Source organism: Streptomyces sp. NBC_01808, from assembly GCF_035917395.1.
Classification (GTDB): domain Bacteria; phylum Actinomycetota; class Actinomycetes; order Streptomycetales; family Streptomycetaceae; genus Streptomyces.
Map to the genome: position 1 here is coordinate 6,017,026 of NZ_CP109072.1, position 18,701 is coordinate 6,035,726.

The window sequence follows — 18,701 nt, forward strand, 5'->3', positions numbered from 1 at the left end:
TGCCTATTGAGCGCCGGGCTCGGAACGCGGGCCGGAGGTGTCCGCGATCCGGGCCGTGATGCGGTCGACGTCGGTGCGTTCCGCGGGTGGCAGGGGGCGGATGCGGGCGGCCTCGGCGAGGAGGCGGGCCGCGTCGCCGGCGTCGCCCGCCAGCGACGCGGCGCCGGCCAGACCCTCGGTCGCCAGCGCCACGGCCCGCGGGTCGGACGCGGCGCGGGCCAGCGCCAGGCTCTCGGTGTGCCGGGCGCGGGCCTGATCCGCGTCGCCGCGCTGCTCGGCGACGAAGCCGAGTTCGGCGAGGACGTAGGCGAGCCCCGAGCGGTAGCCGTCGTCGCGGTGGGCCTGCTCCGCGGCGTACAGATGCTCCTCGGCGGCGTCGAGCCGGCCCTGTCTGCGGGCGGAGGTCCCGAGGCCGACGCGGGCGTGGACCACGCCGTGGTGGAAGCCGCGTTCGCGGGCGACGTGCAGCGCGCGCTCGTAGTGGGCGTCGGCGCGGGCGTACGCCCCGGCCAGCGCGGCGAGCCGGCCGAGCTGGGAGAACTCCTCGACCACGACGGGCCACAACTCCAGCTCCTCGGCGGCGGCCAGCCCTTCCCGGTGCAGCCGCCCGGCGCGCTCGTAGTCGCCGCCGACCTCGGCGAGGACGCCGAGCAGCCGCAGCGCGTGCGCCTGCCCCCAGCGGTCGCCGGCTTCCCGGAAGAGCGCCAGCGCCTCCTCGCCCTCGCGGCGGGCGCGGCCGGGCTCGCCGAGCCGCAGCGACTCCCAGCCGAGCACGCCGAGCGCGGCGGCGGTCCCCCAGTGGTCGCCGTCCCGCCGGAAGTCGCCGAGCGCGCGGTCGACTTCCCGTACGGCGGCGGGCAGATCGCCACCGTCGGCACGAGCGAACCCGAGCAGCCACCGCTGCCGGGCGGTACGGACCGGCGGCCGCTCACCGGAGGGCTCACCCCCGGGCATCCGCTCCCACGCCTCCAGCGCGGCCCGCCACACCAGCGCCCAGGAACGGCCCGCCCCGGCACGCCGGTCCGCCGGGCCGTCCTGATCCGCCGGGGCCCCCGGTCCCGGAGTGCCCGGGGCGGCTTCCGGCGCCGCCGCCAGCGCGTCGCCGAAGGCACGGTGGGCCTCCCGGTAGCTGCCGCGCAGGAACCAGTACCAGCCCAGCGCCCCGCACAGCCGCAGCGCCTCCTCACCCTCGCCCCGTGCCATGCAACCCGCCAGCGCCGCCCGCAGGTTCGGTGTCTCCGTGTCCAGGCGGCGCAGCCACTCCCGCTGCTCAGGGCCGCGGAGCCGGGCGTCCGCCTGCTCCGCGAGGTGCGTGAAGTGCCGGGCGTGGCGGGTCGCGTACGCCGTCGACTCCGCCGCCTCCGCCAGCCGCTCCCGGGCGTACGCCGCCACGCTCTCCAGCAGCCGGAACCGGCCCGCCCCCGCCGCCTCGTCCACCGTGATCAGCGAGCGGTCCGCCAGCGCCGCCACCGTTCCCGCCACGTCCTCGCGCGCCACCCCGGGACCCGCGGTGACCGCCTCCGCCGTCGCCAGGTCGAACCCGCCCGCGCACACCGACAGCCGCCGCAGCACCGCCCGTTCGCCGGCGTCGAGCAGCTCCCAGCTCCAGTCGAACGCCGCCCGCAGCGTGCGCGCCCCCGCGCCGAGGAGGCGGAACCTGTCGTCGAGCCGCGCCGCGACCTCGCGCAGCCCGAGCGTGCGCACCCGCGCCGCCGCCAGCTCGATCGCCAGCGGCAGGCCGTCGAGGCGCCGGCAGACGGCCGCGATCTCCGCGTCGTCCGCGGCGAACCCGGGGACGGCGTCCGCGACCCGTTCGCGGAAGAGCCGTACCGCCGCCTCCACCGGCAGCGGCGCGACCGGCGACTGCCGTTCGCCGGGCACCGCCAGCGGCTCGCGCCCGGTGGCCAGGACCCGTAGCCCCGGGGCGGTGCCCAGCAGTGCCACGACCAGCCGGGCCGCCGGCACGGCCAGGTGCTCGACGGTGTCGAGGACGAGCAGCAGGCGCCGGGTGCCGAGCGCCCGGCCCAGGTCGCCCCGTACGCCGAGGGCCGCCGCGATCCGCTCCGCCAGGACGGCGGGGTCCCGGCGGGCCCCGGCGGCGTCGACACCGGCCAGCTCCACCACCCGCGCCCCGCCCTCGGCGGCCGCCGCGACCTCCAGCGCCAGCCGCGTCTTGCCCACCCCCGCGGGGCCGGTCAGGGTGACGAGCCGGTGCGCGCGGAGCAGCGCCCTGACCTCGGCGACGGCGTCGTCCCGCCCGACGAGGGCGGTGAGCCCGGCATACGGCATCGGCCCGGCGGCCGAGGCGAGTGCGGCGGACTCCGGCCCGGCGGGCGATGCCGGTCCCGCACCGGCTCCGGCTCCGGGTCCTGCCGCGGCTCCCGCGGGCGAGGCACCTGCCGTACGCGATGCCGGCCCCCGCTCCAGCGCCGGGTCCTGCCGCAGCACCGCCTCGTGGACCGCCGTCAGCTCCCGCCCCGGGTCCACCCCCAGCTCCTCCGCCAGCCGGTCCCTGATCTCCCGGTACGCCGCCAGCGCCTCCGCCTGCCGTCCGTCGAGGTACAGCCAGCGGATCCGTACCGCGTGCAGCCGTTCGCGCAGCGGATGCGCCGCCAGCATCGCCGGCAACTCGTCCGCCAGCGCGCCGTGTTCGCCGCGCCCGACGCGCTCCTCCGCCAGCCCTTCGAACGCCGTGACCCGCCGCTCCTGCAGCCGCTCCGCCGCCGCCCGCGCGAACGGCGCCTCCGCGAAACCCGCGAACGCCGGGCCCCGCCACAGCGCCAGCGCCTCCCCGTACCGCCCCGTCGCCGCCAGCTCCGCGAACCGCGCCGCGTCCACCTGTTCCGGCTCCGCCCGCAGCCGGTAGCCGTGCGGGGCCCGCTCCACCAGGGCCCGGCCGCCCGGCTCGGCCCCCTCCAGCGCCCGGCGCAACTGGGCGACCTTCGACTGCAGCGCGCCCGTGGCCCCCGCGGGCGGCGTGCCCTCCCACAGGTCCTCGATCAGCGTCCCCGCCGGCACCGCCCGCCCGTGGTGCACCAGCAGGTCCGCCAGCAGCGCGCGCACCTTGGCGCCCGGCACGGCGACGTCCTGCCCCGTGTCGGTCCAGACGGCGAGCGGTCCCAGCACACCGAAGCGCATCCGGCGATCGTAAGCCGGCGGTCAGTGGACCGTCAGCGCGGCTCCGTAGCGTCGGCGTCGTACCGGGGAACGCACCCGGCGGCCCCGGAAACCGAGGAGCGACATCATGTCCGAGTCCATCGTGGTCTTCCCGCAGCCGGACGCCGACCCCAAGGGCACCCGGACGGTCTTCGAGTCCGGCGGGCGGCGGCTGACGCTGCTCGCCGTGCCGGACGAGACGGAGGCCGTGCCCGCCATCGCCGATCTGGTGGCGGAGGGGGCCGGTCTGGTGGAGCTGTGCGGCGGTTTCGGTCCCGTGGGGGCGGCCAAGGTGATCGCCGAGGTGGGGGACCGGGTGCCGGTCGGGGCGATCGGCTACGGCAGCGAGTCGCTGGCCGCCATCTCCCGCTTCCACCTGACGTTCCTGGCGGGTCAGGACCAGTCGGAGCTGTTCATGATGCTGCTGCCGGGCGCGGACCCCCGGCGGGACCGGCTGGTCGCGGAGCGCCCGGGCGGGTTCACCTTCAGCGCGGTCGCGGTGCCGGACCTCGCCGCGGCGGAGCGGGAGGCGCGGGAGGTACGGGGGACGAAGGTGGGCCTGATCGAGATCTTCGGCGGCTTCGGCGCCGACGCGGCGGCCCGTATCCACGAGGTCGCCGGCGGCATCCCGGTCGGCTCGGTGACGTACGGCATCGAGTCGATGGACGCCGCCGCCGCCTTCCGTGCCGCCTGACCTCCGGGGGCAGGACCAGCAGGACCAGGGGGGCAGGACCGTGGCCCCGGGCCTCCCGGGGCTACGCGCCGTCCTTCCCCGGGCCCGGCAGCCCGAGCAGGTCCTCGGTGCTGCCGGCCCCGGCCGGCAGCGCGTTGAGGGCCGCGACGATCGTCCGCTCCTCGAAGCGGAAGTGGGACTCCACGATCGCGCTCAGCCCTTCCAGCTCGCCCCGCACCCGCGCCGCGTCCCCCTCGCCGGGGTCCTCGGGCAGGGTGTCGAGGACCCGCTCCAGGCTCTGCAGGAGGCCGCTCATCATCGCGTGGTCCTCCTCCATCTTGGCGATCAGCGGCCGCAGTTCGGGATCGCGCGCGGCGAGCGCGGGGAAGGCGCCGCGGTCCTCGCCGGTGTGGTGGGAGGTCAGCGCGGTGCAGAAGGCGAGGCAGTGGGCTTTGAGGTCGCGCGGCCGGGGACCGCCGGCCAGGTAGTCGTCGGTCTCCGTACGGAGCCGGGCGAGCTCCGCGCGGAGCCCACGGTGGATGGCGAGGAGTTCGTCGCCGAAGGCGACGAGCCGCGCACGGGATTCGGGGGACATGGCGCCATCCGATCACGGCGGCCCTGGCCACCGGATCCGGGGTCTCCCCGGCCGTTCGGCGGCGGGCTCCCGGGGCTCGCGGTTACCAGCGGCTGGCCAAGTGACCGTCAAGCATCGGCCAAATCCCCGGCATGACCCGCGCCGGGCGGCTCACCAGCGCATACGCTGCACGTACGGTCCTGTCCCTGCCACGGGCGGCGCGGCAGGGACAGGAACGGGGCCGGTCGCGTACGGCCGGGTTCAGGGCGTGCGGCCGATGAACGCCAGCAGGCGGGTCTGCACGTCGGCGCTGTCCGGGACCTCGACGCGCGGCCCGTAGTGGCCGCTGCCGCGCAGCACCTCGTCCATCGGCAGCATCCCCGCCAGCAGAGCGGCGCACTTGGCCGGATCCAAGCGCTCGTCCTGGCCGGTCGCCCGGGCCAGGTCCCAGGTGTGCATGAAGACGTCGCTCGTGTAGAAGCGGTCGATCGCCTGGGCCAGCGGGAGGTCGCCGGTCTGCGGGTGCGAGAGGGTCCTGCCCGCGGTGGCCGGGTCGTCCAGCAGGGACTGCACGGCGTCGTTGTGGACCTGCCAGGCCGCCACCGGGTCGTCGTCCACCGAGGGGCCCTCCGGCAACTCGATGCCCGCGCCCGCCTTCAGGAAGCCCGGGAACCACTCGACGAGGTGCCGCACGACGTCCCGCGCGACCCACCCCTCGCACGGCGCCGGGTCGTCCCACCTGCCCGCCGGGACGGCCCGGACGCGCGCGGTGAAGTCGCCCGCGATCCGGCGGTGCTCATCGGCCGCCTGGGTGCCGTCGAGCAGGGAGTCCAGCCGCTCGTACCCCTCGCGGATGCCGGTCTCGGCACCGCTGGCGATCATCCCGTCGCGGGATTCGAGGGAGTCCAGCAGCGACGTGGCGGTGAGCCGGGTGCGCCCGCCGAGGTCCTCGAAGACGGCGGTCTCCAGGCTGACGCTGTCGGGCATGCCCTCGTAGGTGAAGGTCTGGACGATACGCTCGGCGGGGCGCACCTCGTGGAAGACGCCGTGGAAGGCGTACTCGTTGCCCTCCTCGTCGGCGTGGACGTAGCGGTACGAGCCGTCGGTGCGGGCGTCGTACCGGTCGATGGTCATGGTCAGCCCGCGCGGGCCGAGCCACTGGGCGACGAGGTCGGGGTCGGTGTGCGCGCGGAACACCCGCTCGGGCGGGGCCTCGAACTCCCGGGTGATCACGATGGTGGGCAGCACCGGGTCGAGGACGATCCCGGTCTCGTTGCGGTGGCGGGTGGGCGTGGTGCTCATGATGCTTCTTCCTTGGTCGTCCGGGTGTGCGCCACCGGCGGTCCCTCCTGGGCGTCCATCCGCTCCAGGACGGCGTCCAGGCGGCGGTAACGGTCCTCCGCCGCGCGCCGGTAGCGCTCTATCCACTTCGTCATGAGGTCGAAGACCTCCGCCTCCAGGTGGCAGGGCCGCCGCTGGGCGTCCCGGCTGCGGCTGACCAGGCCGGCGTCCTCCAGGACGCGGATGTGCTTGGAGACGGCCTGCACGCTGACGTCGTACGGCTCGGCCAGCTCGTTGACCGTGGCGTCGCCCGCGGTGAGGCGGGCGACGATGTCGCGCCGGGTCGGGTCCGCCAGGGCGGAGAACACCAGCGACAGCCGTTCGTCGGGCTCGGGCTCGGGGACCGAGGTCATCTCACGTCCTCAACTGTTCGGTTGAATACACGCTAGCCCGGACGTCCGCGCTTCGTCAACCGTTCAGTTGAATAGACTGGTGGCTACCGCTGGGGGAGCCCGCAGCTCGCGCCCGGGCGGGCCGGGAGGAAGGGGAAGCGCAGCCGGTAGCGGTGGCGGGAGACCAGGCGGTAGACGGCCGCGGCGGGGCGGCGTACGGGCCGGGCGGCGAGCGCGCGGCCCAGGAGCCGGCCGGCGCGGTTGCCGCTGCGCAGGGTGCCGGCGATGGCCAGGGCGCCGCCCGGCGGCGTGGTCGCCGCCGGGGTCCCGGCGGGTGCGTGCCCCACCTCCTCGACCAGCACCACCTCGCGCAGCAGCCGCTCCTCCGGCACCCCGTAGACCGCGGGGTCCACCGACTGCCACGGCACGATCCGCACCTCCGGCGCGAACCGCCGGCGCCCGAAGTCGGCCCACCCGGTGCAGAACCCGCAGTCACCGTCGTACAGCAGCAGCATCCCGCGCCTCCTCCGTGTCGTGCGGCGTACCGCTCGTCCCCTCCAGCATGTGGTGGTGCGCAAGACCGGGCAAAGCCGGGGGCAGCTCCGGCGGCAGCGCAAGACCCGCGCGGGCGAACAGGCCGCGGTACTCGGCGAGGGTGCGCTCCCGCCCCGCCGTCAGCACCATCATCTCCACGTCGCTCAGCGCCATCGCCACCTCGGCGTCCGCCTGCGTACGGGCAGCGGCCGCCGCCTCCGGCAGGACGAGGGCGGGCACGAGCACCCGACCGCCGGGCCGCAGCGCCGCCCGGCAGGCGCGCAGCACGCGCACGCAGTCGTCGTCGCCGAAGTTGTGCAGGATGTTCTTCAGCAGGCAGGCGTCGGCCGGGCCGCCGTCGCCCGTCGGCACCGCGGCGAAGAAGTCGCCCTCCACCAGCGTGCACCGGTCCGCCACCCCCGCCGTCCGCAGCACGGCCGGCGCCGCGGTGAGGGCCGCGGGCCGCTCCAGCAGGGTGCCGCGCAGGTGCGGATACGCGCGCAGCAGCGCGGCGAGCAGCGTGCCGTCGCCGCCGCCGACGTCCACGAGGTGGCGGATGCCGCCGAAGTCGAAGCCCGCGAGCACCGGTTCGGTCACCGCGGCCGTCACCGTGCCCATCGCCTCGGTGAACCGGGCCGCCAGCGGCCCGTCCGTCTCCAGCGCCGCGAAGAGGCCGGTGCCGTGGGCGTGGTGAAAGGCGGAGCCGCCGTCGCGTACGGCGTCCTCCAGCGCGCCGTACGCCTGCCACACCGCAGGCTCGCCGTACAGCTCGGCGAGCCTGCGCAGCCGCGGGTCGTCGCGGAACAGCCCGCCGAGCAGGGTCAGTTCGTAGCGCCCGCCCGGCCGTACGGTCAGCAGGCCGAGCGCCGTCGCGGCGCGCAGCAGGCGGCAGAGGGACGGCTCGTCGGTGCCGGTGGCGCGGGCGAGGCGGCCGGCGGGCAGCGCGCTGCCGGCGAGCGCGTCGGGGATGCCGAGGCGGACGAAGGCACCGGTGATCCGGGAGAGCGCGAAGCCGTAGACCAGCGTGCCGGTCGCGGCCCGTACTGCCGCGGCCTCCTCGGCCCCCGGCCCACCGGGCGCGCCCAAGGCCCCCTGCCCGCCCCGCGGTTCCGCGCCGCGGCCTGCCTCCGCAGGCCGCGTCCCCTCCTGCCGGTCCCGCCCGTCCCGCTTGCGCGTACGCTCCCCGCCCCCGTCGTGCGTCGGCTCGCTCATGCTCCGGCCCTTCCGCTCGGCGTCTCCATGCCCGGAACGTAGGACCGCCGCCCGCGCCCGCGCATCCGCAGTTCGCCGGAGGGGCCGCGGCACACGAGCGGGCTACGGGGGATTGACAAACCGGCCGGGGCGCGCTGCCCCCGCCCGTACCCGAACCGGCGCGCGGCGTCAATCCTCAGGACACCTCCGTACCGGCCGCCAAGACGGTGCATTGACCGGATGCCGGGCCCCGCCGGCGCACCTAGCTTCGGAGTCTCCCGACGAAAGGAGAGGTCATGACCACGACCCTTCAGCCCCCCACGACAGCGGACTCGCGCATCGCCGTCTGGGCGCAGAAGAACGCGGCGGAGCACGACGAGCACTTCGTCGCCCCGACCGACCGCGTCGTCCCGGTGCTCTTCACCCCGCTGATCGCGCTGACGGTCGCCGGGGCGGTCGGGTGCGCGCTCGGCCCGGCCACGGCCTTCGCCACGGCGTTCGGCTTCCACGACGGCACCTCGCCCGACGCCCCCGACGGCGCCGCGCTCCGGGGCCGTTCGGTCGACCAGTTGACCGGCGGCCACCCGGGCATGGTCTGACGGCCGGCCCGCACCTCCGCCGCGGTACGGCCTGACGTCCCGGCACCGCCCGCGCCTCGGTACCACCCGGCGTCCGGCCGGCCGCGGCGCTCCCGGGCGGACGGCACCCCGCCGCCGCCCGGGAGCGCACTGCCGTTCCGCCAGAAGGGAGACCCCACCCGTGACACCCCCCAGTGCTCCACCCCCCTCCGCTGCCGCCGCCCGCCTGCCGGCGGGCCGGTTCGCCGACCGGCTCCACCTCGGCCGGGACGACATCGACACCGTGTTCCGCAAGCTGGAGCTGATGACCTCCGTCGGCGCCACCATCGGCGCCGTCGAGCTGCTCGCCACCGCCGAGACCCTCGCCGACGACGGCCTGTTCGCCTGGCCCGTGATGCGGCTGCGCGCCCCCCTGTGGTGGCGCCGGGTGGGCGAGGAGCGGCTGGAGAAGGTCTTCGGCTACCCCGGCATCGTCGGACTGGTGCAGACCCGCGCCCTGACCGGCCTCGGCCTGCTGCTGCCCGGCGCCACCCGCGCGCAGCGCGGGGTGCTGGCCGCGACCATGTGCGGCACCGCGCACGGCCTGCACACCCGCATGGGCGGCTTCGGCCTCGACGGCTCCGACCACCTGACGTTCGTCAACTACGCGGTGTCCGCCGCCGAGAAGGCGTTCGGGCACGACCCGCGGGCCCGCGAGATGCTGGTGCGCTTCCTCGCCGCGCAGGTCTGCATGGCGTACTTCACCTCGGGCGCGGCCAAGCTCATCTCCCCGGTGTGGCGCGACGGCACGGCGATCCCGGAGATCTTCCGTACGAGCACCTTCGGCGACCCGCTCTTCTACCGCGCCGTACGCGACCGGCCGTGGCTGGCGAAGTCGGTGGCGTGGGCGACGATCCTCGGCGAGATGGCGTTCCCGCTGGTGCTGGTCGCGCCGAAGCCCGTGGCGCGCGGCATCCTGGCCTCCGGCACGGCGTTCCACCTCGGCAACGCCCGCTTCATGGGCCTCAACCGCTTCGTCTGGTCCTACTGCTCCACCTACCCGGCGCTCGCGCACGTCTCCCGCTCCCTCGGCCCGCGCGCCCGCACCGCCTCCCCGGCCGCCTCCCCGGCCGCCTCCCCGGCCGCCTCCCCGACGACGTGTGCCAGGACCGCGGGACGGCTGCTGCGCGCCGCCGCGGGTCCCCGCGGCGCCGCCGTCGTCACCGCGGGCGCCGGTCTCGCGCTGCTGGCCGGCGCCGCCGTCCGGCAGGCGGGCCGCGCCCGCGACGTTCGGCTGCGCCGCGACGCCCCCGGCGAACTCCTCACCGTCGCCGGCCGCACCGTCCACGTCCTGCCCCGCAACTCCGCCGCGGACGGCCCCTCCGTCGTCTTCGAGAACGGCCTCGCCGCCCCCGCCACCCAGTGGGGCTGGGTGCAGCGCGGCCTGGACCCGCGGACGCCGAGCGCCGCGTACGACCGGCCCGGCATCGGCTGGAGCGACGCCGCCGACCGCCCGCAGGGCCCGGACGAGGCCGCCGGCGTCCTCGCGGAGACCCTGCGCACCCTCGGGCTCAAGCCTCCGTACGTCCTGGTCGGCCACTCCATCGGCGGCCTGCTGGTCCGCACCTTCGCCCGCCGCCACCCCGAACTCACCGGCGGGCTGGTGTTCGTGGACGCCACCCACCCCGAACAGTTCGTCCGCTCCCCGCGGCAGCGCGAGGCGCTGCCCTGGATCCGGCAGCGCATGACGACGACCGGACTGCAGGCGGCGCTCGGGCTGCTGCGCTACTCCAGCCTCCCGCGGCAGATGAGCGGACTGCCGGCGCCGCTGGGCGACGCCACGGAGCGGATCGTGCGCCGGCCGCGGCTGTGGCGTACGGCGCGCGAGGAGCTGGCCGAGTCGCAGCGCACCTGGTGCCCCGACGCGCGGCAGCCGCTGCCCGCGACCGACACCCCGGTCGCGGTGGTGACCGCGGGCGAGACGGTGCGCAGCGACCCGCTGCACGCCGAGTTCCAGCGGGAGCTGGCGCTGCTGTCGACGGTGTCGCGGCACGACGTCGTGGAGGAGGCGGGACACGAGTCGCTGGTGCTGGACGAGGCGCACGCGGCCCATGTCGTACGGGCCGTGGAGTGGGTGCGTACACGCGCGGCCAAGGGCGCCGCCCCGGTCGTACCCCTGAAGGCCGGGAAGGCGAAGCCGGCCTCCGACAGCGCCTGAGGAGACCGCACATGACCACCTCCACCGCACTTCCGCAGGCCGCCGCCCGCTACGGGCTCTACGGCGTCCTCGCCTCCTGGCTGGGGCTCACCGCGGCCAAGCAGTTCCGCAAGACCCCGAAGTTCCTCACCCGCATCGACCCCATCAACACGGCGATCCCCGTCACCACGTTCTTCGCCCCCAACCCCGGCCGCTCCGACATCCACGTCCTGGGGCGCGAGCGGCTGGCGGACGGCGGCACCACCCAGTGGTCCGAGTACCCGATGCTGGAGCGGCGCACGATCCGGCACATGCTCTGGCACCCCGGACGGCGGGTGGAGAAGCTGCTGCCCGACACCGTCTCGGAGCTGACGCAGCTCGCGCTGGACGAGAAGCGCATCGAGGTACTGCAGTTGACCATCCCCTATCTGGCGCTGCTCACCTTCGTCACGCACCACTGCCCGCACCCGCCGGGCTCCCGGCAGGTGCAGTTCCTCGTGGTGTCCTCCGGCGGCTTCGACGAGGAGGAGGAGCCGCGCACGCTCTTCGCGTCCGACTTCCACGAACTGCCGGAGAGCGTCCGCACCTGACGGCCGTACGCGACCCGCATGCGTGCCGCGCGTGCGTGCCCCGCGTGCGCGGCCGCCTCCGCGCCCGGCGTACCGCGCCCTCCCTCAGGCGCGGTGCGCCGGGTGCGCGATCAGCGACTGCTGCAGCGCGGCGATCACCGCCTGCGTACGGTTCCCCGCGCCCAGCTTGCGCAGGATGTGCCCCACGTGCGTGGACACCGTCGCGGGGCTGATGCACAGCGAGCGGGCGATGGCCCCGTTGGACATGCCCGCGGACATCAGGCTCAGCACCCGCTGCTCCCGCTCGGTCAGCACGTCCACGCCGACGGTCAGCGGCCCGCTGAGCGCATCGCTCAGCCGCCGCGACACCCGGCGCAGCAGCCGCGGCGAGACGAACAGGTCCCGGGAGGCCGCCGCGTACAGGCCGGCCGCGGTGTCGAACACCGAGTCGTCCGGCAGCATCACGGCCGACGCGCCCAGCGCCAGCGCCTGCGCCACCTGGCCCTCCTCACCCCCGCACACGACGGCCAGCGGCCGCGGCCGGCCCACGCCCCCGCCTGCCCCGGCGCCGCCGCCGTCTTCTGCCCCGTACTCGGCGGTCCCCCGCGGCGGCACCAGCCGCCGGAACTCCCGTACGGACTCCCCGGTGGCCGCGGCCGGCCGCGCCAGCCAGACGTCCACCCGCCCGGCCTCGGGGCGCGAGACGGCGTCCGCCACCACGGTGCTGGTCAGCACGATGTCGATGTGGAATCTGTCGAGTGCGAGCCCGAGCACGTGCGACAGGTGCCGGCGGTCAGGCGTCACGATCCCAATGGAAAGCACGCGAACTCACCTCACTGATACGGAAACGGTCGCGCAGTCAACCCGACTGGTCAATTCGCAAGCTACCGCCCTACCGATGGGTGACCCGCGCGTGGGACCCGGCGGATCGTGCCCGGTTCGGCCCGTTTCCGCGGCGGTCCCCCGGGCCCTGAACGGGCGCGACGGCACCGCCCGCCGGCCCGCGGGGCCCGCTTGTGGGGAAAACAGCCCTGTATCGTGGCCGACTTCCACCCCACCCGTAGCGGAACCATCCTGTCCGGAGTCGCGTCCGAAAAGCTGAGTTGATCACGACAAGAGGACAGGACACAAGCGACTGTATGGGCGCGAACACAAAGAAGTGGGCGTTACTGGCCACGGTGGCAGCGGTGCTGCTGGCCGCGGGCTGCGGGGACGACGGCGACGAGGGGAGCGACGCCGCCGACGGCGGGGCCCCGCTGGCCCAGGAGTGGAAGACGCCGGCCGTGGCGCACGAACCGGAGGACGTGTGGCTGCCGCCGCTGTGGGTCACCGGTGACCGAGTCGTCGGCATCAGCACCGAAGGGGTCACAGGACACGACGCCAAGACCGGCAAGGCCGCCTGGGAACTTGCGCCGCCGGAGGGCGCGGGACAGCCCTGCGCCGCCTCGCCGACCGTGAACGCGGACGGCGTCGGCGCGGTGCTGTTCGGCCCGGCGGACGCGAAGCCCGGCGACGACTCCTGCGCGGTGCTCGCGGTGGTCGACACCAAGAGCGGCGAGCTGCTCTGGAGCAAGGACCTGACCTCCGGCGACAGCGCGTACCCGAGCGCCGACGTCATACCCGTCAGCGTCGGCGAGGAGGCGGTCACCGTCGAGCTGATCGAGGACGGCCTGCACCGCTTCTCCCTCGACGGCGAGGAACTGCCCACCCCCGAGGTGACGGTGGGCGAGCAGTGCGACGACTACTACACCGACTGGCGGCACAGCGCCACGTACCTGGTCGCCGTCGTGGACTGCCCCGACCTGACCGGCGCCGAGAACCACATCGCCGGTTACGACGCCGCGAGCGGCGAAGAGCTGTGGACCGCGGCGGACTTCACCGACGAGGACCAGCCCGCCCGGGTCGAGATCCTCACCGACGAGCCGCTGACGGTCGCGACGCAGGAGCGGCTCGTGTCGTTCGGCAAGGACGGCAAGGTGCTGACCGACCTGCCGCTGAAGCGGCCCGACGGGTATCTCCACCTCGACCCGGGGGACTTCACCATCCGGGACTCGGTGCTGGTCACCAGCTACGACGACGCCACCAACGACTACGTGGGCATCGATCTGACCACGGGCAAGGAGCTGTGGAAGAAGGAGTTCGACTTCGCTCCCCACCCGCTGGCCCCCGGCAGCGGCTCCGGCGGCGAACTGGTCGCGCTCCGCGACGGCATGATCGAGGGCGAGAACGCCATGGGCGAGTACCTGGCGCTGTGGGACGCGCGGAAGGGCGGCGAGCCCTCGACCGCGGGCATGCTGCCGGAGAATGCGGGCTCCGCGCAGGCGGTGGCCAGCAGTGACGACGGCGGCGTGCTGTACGTGCTCGCCGAGCCCGAGGTCGGCGAGGAGGCGCTGCAGATCGAGGCGTACCGGCGGTAGCGCGCGGGGCTGGGCCGCCGTCGTGCGCCGGAGTGCACGGCGGCGCCCGGCGCCCGGCCGCCGGGGCGGAGCCGAACTCCCCGCCGCCGTACGGCAGTCGGGGACTCCGGCCAGCACCAGGTACGGGCGTGGGGATGGCGCCCGTAGCTAAGGGGGTGGCAGCCGGAGGGAACCGGCGGCGCCGCCGCCCTAGCGTTCCGGCGTATGAGAACTCCCGCGCCGCGCCCCTCGCGCCGCTCCCTGCTCGCCCTCGGCTCCGCCGCTGCCGCCGCGCCCGTGCTGGGCGCCACCCCGGCCCACGCCGGGACCGGCCGCGGCCGGGTCCCGGACGCTCCGGACGGCTTCGACGAGCTGGACATCGCCGAGCTGCGCCGCCGCATGGCCGACGGGCGGCTCGACGCCGCCGGGCAGCTCGACGACCTGCCGGGCCAAGTCGTCGTCCAGATCTACGAGTTCAAGCGCGAGATCAACGCCTATCTCTCCGGCGCCGCGGGCGACGTCCCGCGCAGCCTCGCCGAGCTGATCGAGTTCAACCGCGAGAACGCCGACCGCGAGCTGCGCTACGTCCGGCAGGACGGTCTGGAGACGGTGCACCGGCTGGAGTTCGGCGAGGCGGAGTACCGGGAGGCGCTGGGCGTCAACCACCGGCTTTCGCGCGCCGAGGGGATCGACGCGGTGCTGCGCCGGTACCGCCTCGACGCCCTCGTGATGCCCACCAGCGGGCCGCCGGCCAAGATCGACCTGATCCGCGGCGACGCCTACGGCGGCGGCTCCTCGACCCCCGCGGCGCTCGCCGGGTATCCGGCGGTGAGCGTGCCGGCGGGGTTCGCGTTCGGGCTGCCGGTCGGGCTGACGTTCATGGGGACGGCGTGGAGCGAACCGACGCTGCTGCGGCCGGCGTACGCGTACGAGCGCGCGACCGCGGTCCGCAGGCCGCCGGAGTACCGGGCGCCGGACGTGGGCCTGTAAGCCGCCCGCCGCCCCCGCCCGCGCGGCCCGCGCGCCTCAGTGCGCGATGCCGTCGATCAGCTCCCGCGCCCCCTGCCGCAGCAGCGCGAGGGCGACCGACGTGCCGAGGTCGGGCGGGGTGAGCCGGCCCGCGGACTCGCGGGCGTGGAGCACGGTCTTGCCGTCGGGGCTGAACACCCGGCCGCGCAGCCACAGTTCGTCCGGCGCCGCGGTCGCGAAGCCGGCGATGGGGCTGTTGCAGTGGCCCTGGAGCACGTGCAGGAACATCCGCTCGGCCATGGCCTCGCGGTACGTCTCCGGGTGGTTCAGGTCGCTGACGACGTCGATGGTCGCCGTGTCGTCCTCGCGGCACTGGAGGGCCAGGATCCCGGCGCCCAGCGGCGGGCACATCGTCTCCACCGGCAGCACCTCGGTGATGACGTCGGCGCGGTCGATGCGCTCCAGACCGGCCACGGCCAGCAGCAGCGCGTCGACCTCCCCGGCGTAGAGCTTCGCCAGCCTGCGGTTCGCGTTGCCGCGGAACGGCACGCACTCCAGGTGCGGGTACGCGGCGGAGAGCTGGGCGATCCGGCGCACCGACGACGTGCCGATCCGGGTGCCCGCGGGCAGGTCGTCGAGCCCCAGCCCGCCGGGGTGGACCAGCGCGTCGCGGATGTCGTCGCGGCGCAGGAACGCGGCGAACGTCGTCCCGGCCGGCAGCGGCCGGTCCGCGGGCACGTCCTTGACGCAGTGCACCGCCAGGTCCGCCTCCCCGGTGACCAGCGCGGCGTCGACCTCCTTGGTGAACGCGCCCTTGCCGTCCACCTCGGACAAGTCGCCCAGCCACTTGTCGCCCGTGGTCTTCACCGGCACCACCGCGGTGCGGATGCCGGGGTGCCGGGCGGACAGCTCGGTGCGGACGCGCTCGACCTGGGCGAGGGCCATGGGGGAGTCGCGCGAGACGATGCGGATGAACTCGGGCACGGACATGCCGTACACGATAGACCGTCAGAAACGGGCCCTCAGGACGGGCCCCGGCGCCGCGGTCGCGTACGCCTCGGACCTGCCTCGAACGCGTTGCGCCGCCCGGAAGCCCGCTGCGGGCTCCCGGACGGCGCATGTGCTGCCGACGGCTCGGTCAGCGTTCCGCCGGCGCTACCTGACGCCGGGGACGGTGAACGACGGCGGCCCCGCGGGGAGGTCCACCGTGTACTGCCTGAGGTACGTGTCGAGGTACGGCGAGCGCTCGCCGCCCGTCGCCACGTCGTCGGCGGTGCCGTCCAGGGCGAGGTGCAGCGTGGCGTCACGGACCTCGATCGTCTCGCCGGACGGGGTGTCCCGCCACGAGCCGGTCTGGATCGTGCCGATCTCCACGGCCAGCACGTGCCCGGCCGCCAGCCGCCAGTCGGTCGCCTTCAGGTCGACGGTGAACCGGTCGCGCTCCAGCAGCGAGACCTGCTCGTCGAACATCACGGCGGTGCCGTCGGGGGCGACGTCGTACAGCTTGAGCATGACGTTCCCCGCGCCCTTCGCGTTCAGCGCGATCTGCGGGGTGCCGGTGACGCGCACGTCCCGCTGGAGCGGCTTCGACCACGCGAAGAAGCTCGACGTGACCTCGCCCGCCCGCTGCTGCTTCGCGGCCTCGGCGGCCAGCCCGTCCGGCGCGGCCGGCTCCAGGGCGGGCGCGTTCTCCATGTCCCACTTGCCGGACGGCTGCGCCGGCTTGCCGGGCGCCGCGCGGCCGGAGGCGGTGAGGTCGGCGCGGGCGGAGGCGCCGCCGTCGTCGACGTACGAGCCGCCGCCCAGGGAGATGCTCGCGCGCCGCTCGACGACCGGCCAGGTGCTCTGCGCGCGCCAGTCGCCGCTGTTGTCCTCCATGGCGTACTTCGGGTAGCGGACGGCCGGCTTCTCGCCCTTCAGATACTGGTCGAAGAACGCGAGCGTCTCGTCGTACCAGCCCTCGCGCCCCATGGCCAGCCGGCCGTCCGGCACGCGGTCGCCGCCGCGGACGTGGTCCCACTGGCCGAGCCAACCGCGCTCGGGGCCGCGGTGGTTGTCCAGGTACTCCTCCATCTCCTCGGGCTTCGTGTTGGGCTCGATGAAGCCCTGCGTGACGAAGAGGGGAGTGTCGGTGCCCTTGGCCTGCCGCGCGAGGTCGCGCGACTTCCAGTGCTCGCTGTCCTGGTCGGAGATCCGGTAGCCGGCGGAGTTCTCCGTCAGGCACTCCGGATGGGTCTCCTCCCAGCGGGCGTTGGCCGCGTAGCGGGGGTCGTCGTCGGCCATCGGGGGGATGGTGGCGATCGAGTTGTACGCGTTGGCGGTGCCGGTGACGTTGGGGCGGGGCACGCCGTTGGAGTAGATGTACTGGTACATGTCCCAGACCGGCTCCTGCGACACGACGGCCTTCAGGGCCCGCTGGTCCAGGTTGTTGCCGATCAGCCCGGTCACGCCGTCGTACGACTTGCCGTACATGCCGACCGCGCCCGTCGACCACGGCCGGCCGGCGGCCCAGTCGATCGCGGCCTTCACGTCGGCCTGTTCGCCGGGCCCGGCCCAGTCGAGGCAGCCCGTCGAGCCGCCGAAGCCGCGCAGGTCGACCATGACGAAGGCGTAGCCGTTGGCGAAGACGTCGGCGCCCTCGGTGAAGTCCTGGAACCGCGAGGAGGGCCCGGTGTGCGACCAGCCCTCGTCGCCGGTCGCTCCGGCGTGCGCGAAGTACGGCCCGACGGACAGGATGACGGGCACCTCCTCGCCCTTCTCCAGCCCCTCGGGCAGCAGCACGTCGGCGTGCAGCTCGGTGCCGGAGTCGTCGGCGGAGGGGAAGTAGTGCTGGGTCCATTCCGCGCCCTCGGGCACGCGGTCGTTCTCGTCGTGCGTGACGGATTCGGTGGCGGTGGCGATACGGGCCTGGGGGCCGGCCGCGGTCGCCTCGGGCGCCGCGGTCGCGGGCCCGGCGAGTGCGCCGGTCGCCGCGAGGGTGGCGGCGAGTGCGGAGGCGGCCCAGGCGGCCGCGTGACGTCTCTTCACATGCTCCTCCGGATTGACGGTACGGAGTTGTGGGGGGACGGCGGCTGGGCGCACTCGGGAAAACCACACGTCGCGGGCGCGACCGGGACCGACGCGTGGAGCGTATGATCACTTCGCGTACACGTCAACGAGCCCGCACGGCCGGCCTGTTGGCCGGGGCCGTACGGGCTCCGTCAAAGGGGGTGCTACACCGCGACGCTCTCCGCGGCCGGCCGCGCGGCCTCCGGGGCGCGGCGGCGGGCGAGCAGCGGGCCGAGCGCCAGCAGCGCCAGGCCGGCGACGGACCAGCAGGCGAGGACCGCGAGCGGGCCCGCGGCGCCGTTGCCGTCGAAGTAGGCGACGGAGCGGGTCAGGGAGCCGCCCGCGCCCGGCGGCAGCCACTGGCCGAGCGCCCCCACCGGCTCGGGGAGCAGCTCGGGGGCCGAGGTGACGCCCGAGAACGGGTTGCCGAGGAGCATCACCAGCAGGCTGCCGACCCCCATCCCGGCGCGGCCGAGCACCGCGGCGAGGCCCGCGACCGCGGCGGCCCCGGCGAGAACCGTCAGACCGAGCGCGCCGGCCTCCGTCCACCAGTCGCCGGCCAGGGCGCCGAGCCAACTGTCCGCGAGCGCGGCGGCGACGAGGCCGGTCGCGGCGGACGCACCGGCCACGGCGAGCACCGCGCGACCGCCCCGCAGGCCCAGCACCGTGACCAGCGCGCCGACCACGATGCCGGCCAGCGCCAGCGGCAGGACACTGGAGTTGAGGGCCGCGCCGCGGGGATCCGCCGAGGGGAGCGGGACCACGTCCTCGGTGGGCACGGGCCGTCCCGCCTGCTCCCCGACCGCCTCCGTGAGCAACTGCGCCACGCTGGGCCCGGCGGCGGTGGCCACCAGCAACTCGGGCCCGCCGGGGGTGGCCACCACGGCGCCGTAGTGCAGGTGTGGAGCGAGACCCTGCGCGACGAAGGGCTGGCCGCAACGCTGAACGCCGGCTACGACCGCATGCGCGTCATGTGGGCCAAGGTCGTCCGCACCTACCAGGACGCGGGCCACCTGCGCGCGGACATCCCGACCGACCACGTCGTACGCGCCCTGATGGCGCTCGTCCAGGGGTTCATCGTGCAGCGGGCGGTCTTCAAGGACGTCGAGGTCGAACTCCGCAGCGGCCTGCGCGCCCTGCTGTCGCCGCACGCCTGAGCGCGCG

General features: G+C 75.3%; 16 protein-coding genes and 1 pseudogene. 7 read left to right on the forward strand and 10 right to left on the reverse strand.

The features are described 5' to 3' along the window. Nucleotides 1–3: 3 nt before the first annotated feature. A complete protein-coding gene (locus OG946_RS26705; protein ID WP_326798537.1) occupies nucleotides 4–3,138 on the reverse strand; it encodes an AfsR/SARP family transcriptional regulator in 3,135 nt (1,044 codons plus the stop codon). A gap of 106 nt (nucleotides 3,139–3,244) precedes the next feature. Between OG946_RS26705 and OG946_RS26710 the strand changes: the two genes are divergently transcribed. Then, nucleotides 3,245–3,850 (forward strand): DUF6506 family protein, encoded by a 606-nt coding sequence (locus tag OG946_RS26710; protein ID WP_326798538.1) that lies wholly within the window; start codon nucleotides 3,245–3,247, stop codon nucleotides 3,848–3,850. A gap of 61 nt (nucleotides 3,851–3,911) precedes the next feature. On the opposite strand, the gene OG946_RS26715 is transcribed toward OG946_RS26710, so the two are convergent. From OG946_RS26715 to OG946_RS26735, 5 genes are all read right to left on the reverse strand, one after another. Next, nucleotides 3,912–4,424 carry a hemerythrin domain-containing protein gene (locus OG946_RS26715; RefSeq protein ID WP_326798539.1) on the reverse strand — a complete coding sequence of 171 codons (513 nt, stop codon included), beginning with the start codon at nucleotides 4,422–4,424 and terminating at the stop codon, nucleotides 3,912–3,914. A 240-nt stretch (nucleotides 4,425–4,664) separates the two neighbouring features. After that, the gene (locus tag OG946_RS26720; protein WP_326798540.1) at nucleotides 4,665–5,705 is read right to left on the reverse strand and encodes a TIGR03086 family metal-binding protein; all 1,041 of its coding nucleotides are present in this window, start codon (nucleotides 5,703–5,705) and stop codon (nucleotides 4,665–4,667) included. Beyond that, nucleotides 5,702–6,097: an ArsR/SmtB family transcription factor gene (locus OG946_RS26725; RefSeq protein WP_326798541.1), complete on the reverse strand. Its 396-nt coding sequence runs from the start codon at nucleotides 6,095–6,097 to the stop codon at nucleotides 5,702–5,704. Before OG946_RS26725 ends, OG946_RS26720 begins: the two co-directional genes overlap by 4 nt. An 83-nt stretch (nucleotides 6,098–6,180) precedes the next feature. Beyond that, a complete protein-coding gene (locus tag OG946_RS26730; RefSeq protein WP_326798542.1) occupies nucleotides 6,181–6,591 on the reverse strand; it encodes a thiol-disulfide oxidoreductase DCC family protein in 411 nt (136 codons plus the stop codon). Further along, nucleotides 6,569–7,822, reverse strand: coding sequence for a methyltransferase (locus tag OG946_RS26735; protein WP_326798543.1), 1,254 nt, complete (start codon nucleotides 7,820–7,822; stop codon nucleotides 6,569–6,571). Before OG946_RS26735 ends, OG946_RS26730 begins: the two co-directional genes overlap by 23 nt. Nucleotides 7,823–8,097: 275 nt before the next feature. Between OG946_RS26735 and OG946_RS26740 the strand changes: the two genes are divergently transcribed. From OG946_RS26740 to OG946_RS26750, 3 genes are all read left to right on the forward strand, one after another. Then, a complete protein-coding gene (locus OG946_RS26740) occupies nucleotides 8,098–8,400 on the forward strand; it encodes a hypothetical protein (protein ID WP_326798544.1) in 303 nt (100 codons plus the stop codon). Between the two features lie 160 nt (nucleotides 8,401–8,560). Further along, nucleotides 8,561–10,576 (forward strand): alpha/beta fold hydrolase, encoded by a 2,016-nt coding sequence (locus OG946_RS26745; RefSeq protein WP_326798545.1) that lies wholly within the window; start codon nucleotides 8,561–8,563, stop codon nucleotides 10,574–10,576. An 11-nt stretch (nucleotides 10,577–10,587) separates the two neighbouring features. Continuing rightward, on the forward strand, nucleotides 10,588–11,145 hold the full coding sequence (locus OG946_RS26750; protein WP_326798546.1) for a hypothetical protein: 558 nt from the start codon (nucleotides 10,588–10,590) through the stop codon (nucleotides 11,143–11,145). A gap of 84 nt (nucleotides 11,146–11,229) precedes the next feature. Here the strand turns inward: OG946_RS26750 and OG946_RS26755 are convergent, their stop codons facing one another. After that, nucleotides 11,230–11,928, reverse strand: coding sequence for a response regulator transcription factor (locus OG946_RS26755; RefSeq protein WP_326798547.1), 699 nt, complete (start codon nucleotides 11,926–11,928; stop codon nucleotides 11,230–11,232). A gap of 335 nt (nucleotides 11,929–12,263) precedes the next feature. Between OG946_RS26755 and OG946_RS26760 the strand changes: the two genes are divergently transcribed. Together OG946_RS26760 and OG946_RS26765 are read left to right on the forward strand one after the other, a co-directional pair. Beyond that, entirely contained in the window at nucleotides 12,264–13,541 is a 1,278-nt protein-coding gene (locus OG946_RS26760; protein ID WP_326798548.1) for an outer membrane protein assembly factor BamB family protein, read from the forward strand. Between the two features lie 204 nt (nucleotides 13,542–13,745). Next, nucleotides 13,746–14,510, forward strand: coding sequence for an amidase family protein (locus tag OG946_RS26765; RefSeq protein WP_326798549.1), 765 nt, complete (start codon nucleotides 13,746–13,748; stop codon nucleotides 14,508–14,510). A 36-nt stretch (nucleotides 14,511–14,546) separates the two neighbouring features. On the opposite strand, the gene hemC is transcribed toward OG946_RS26765, so the two are convergent. The 3 genes and pseudogenes from hemC to OG946_RS26780 all read right to left on the reverse strand — a co-directional run. Further along, nucleotides 14,547–15,479 carry a hydroxymethylbilane synthase gene (hemC, locus tag OG946_RS26770; protein WP_326798550.1) on the reverse strand — a complete coding sequence of 311 codons (933 nt, stop codon included), beginning with the start codon at nucleotides 15,477–15,479 and terminating at the stop codon, nucleotides 14,547–14,549. 165 nt (nucleotides 15,480–15,644) lie between these two features. After that, nucleotides 15,645–17,516: a CocE/NonD family hydrolase gene (locus tag OG946_RS26775; RefSeq protein ID WP_326798551.1), complete on the reverse strand. Its 1,872-nt coding sequence runs from the start codon at nucleotides 17,514–17,516 to the stop codon at nucleotides 15,645–15,647. 185 nt (nucleotides 17,517–17,701) lie between these two features. Beyond that, nucleotides 17,702–18,430, reverse strand: a pseudogene (locus tag OG946_RS26780) (ABC transporter permease); the annotation flags it as partial. A gap of 6 nt (nucleotides 18,431–18,436) precedes the next feature. Between OG946_RS26780 and OG946_RS26785 the strand changes: the two are divergent. Beyond that, nucleotides 18,437–18,694, forward strand: coding sequence for a TetR family transcriptional regulator C-terminal domain-containing protein (locus OG946_RS26785; protein WP_326798552.1), 258 nt, complete (start codon nucleotides 18,437–18,439; stop codon nucleotides 18,692–18,694). Nucleotides 18,695–18,701 lie beyond the last annotated feature (7 nt).

Excerpts from the sequence above, each read along its gene's own strand:
- OG946_RS26705 (WP_326798537.1), bottom strand. The coding sequence starts at position 3,138 with ATGCGCTTCGGTGTGCTGGGACCGCTCGCCGTCTGGACCGACACGGGG.
- OG946_RS26710 (WP_326798538.1), top strand. The coding sequence starts at position 3,245 with ATGTCCGAGTCCATCGTGGTCTTCCCGCAGCCGGACGCCGACCCCAAG.
- OG946_RS26715 (WP_326798539.1), bottom strand. The coding sequence starts at position 4,424 with ATGTCCCCCGAATCCCGTGCGCGGCTCGTCGCCTTCGGCGACGAACTC.
- OG946_RS26720 (WP_326798540.1), bottom strand. The coding sequence starts at position 5,705 with ATGAGCACCACGCCCACCCGCCACCGCAACGAGACCGGGATCGTCCTC.
- OG946_RS26725 (WP_326798541.1), bottom strand. The coding sequence starts at position 6,097 with ATGACCTCGGTCCCCGAGCCCGAGCCCGACGAACGGCTGTCGCTGGTG.
- OG946_RS26730 (WP_326798542.1), bottom strand. The coding sequence starts at position 6,591 with ATGCTGCTGCTGTACGACGGTGACTGCGGGTTCTGCACCGGGTGGGCC.
- OG946_RS26735 (WP_326798543.1), bottom strand. The coding sequence starts at position 7,822 with ATGAGCGAGCCGACGCACGACGGGGGCGGGGAGCGTACGCGCAAGCGG.
- OG946_RS26740 (WP_326798544.1), top strand. The coding sequence starts at position 8,098 with ATGACCACGACCCTTCAGCCCCCCACGACAGCGGACTCGCGCATCGCC.
- OG946_RS26750 (WP_326798546.1), top strand. The coding sequence starts at position 10,588 with ATGACCACCTCCACCGCACTTCCGCAGGCCGCCGCCCGCTACGGGCTC.
- OG946_RS26760 (WP_326798548.1), top strand. The coding sequence starts at position 12,264 with ATGGGCGCGAACACAAAGAAGTGGGCGTTACTGGCCACGGTGGCAGCG.
- OG946_RS26765 (WP_326798549.1), top strand. The coding sequence starts at position 13,746 with ATGAGAACTCCCGCGCCGCGCCCCTCGCGCCGCTCCCTGCTCGCCCTC.
- hemC (WP_326798550.1), bottom strand. The coding sequence starts at position 15,479 with ATGTCCGTGCCCGAGTTCATCCGCATCGTCTCGCGCGACTCCCCCATG.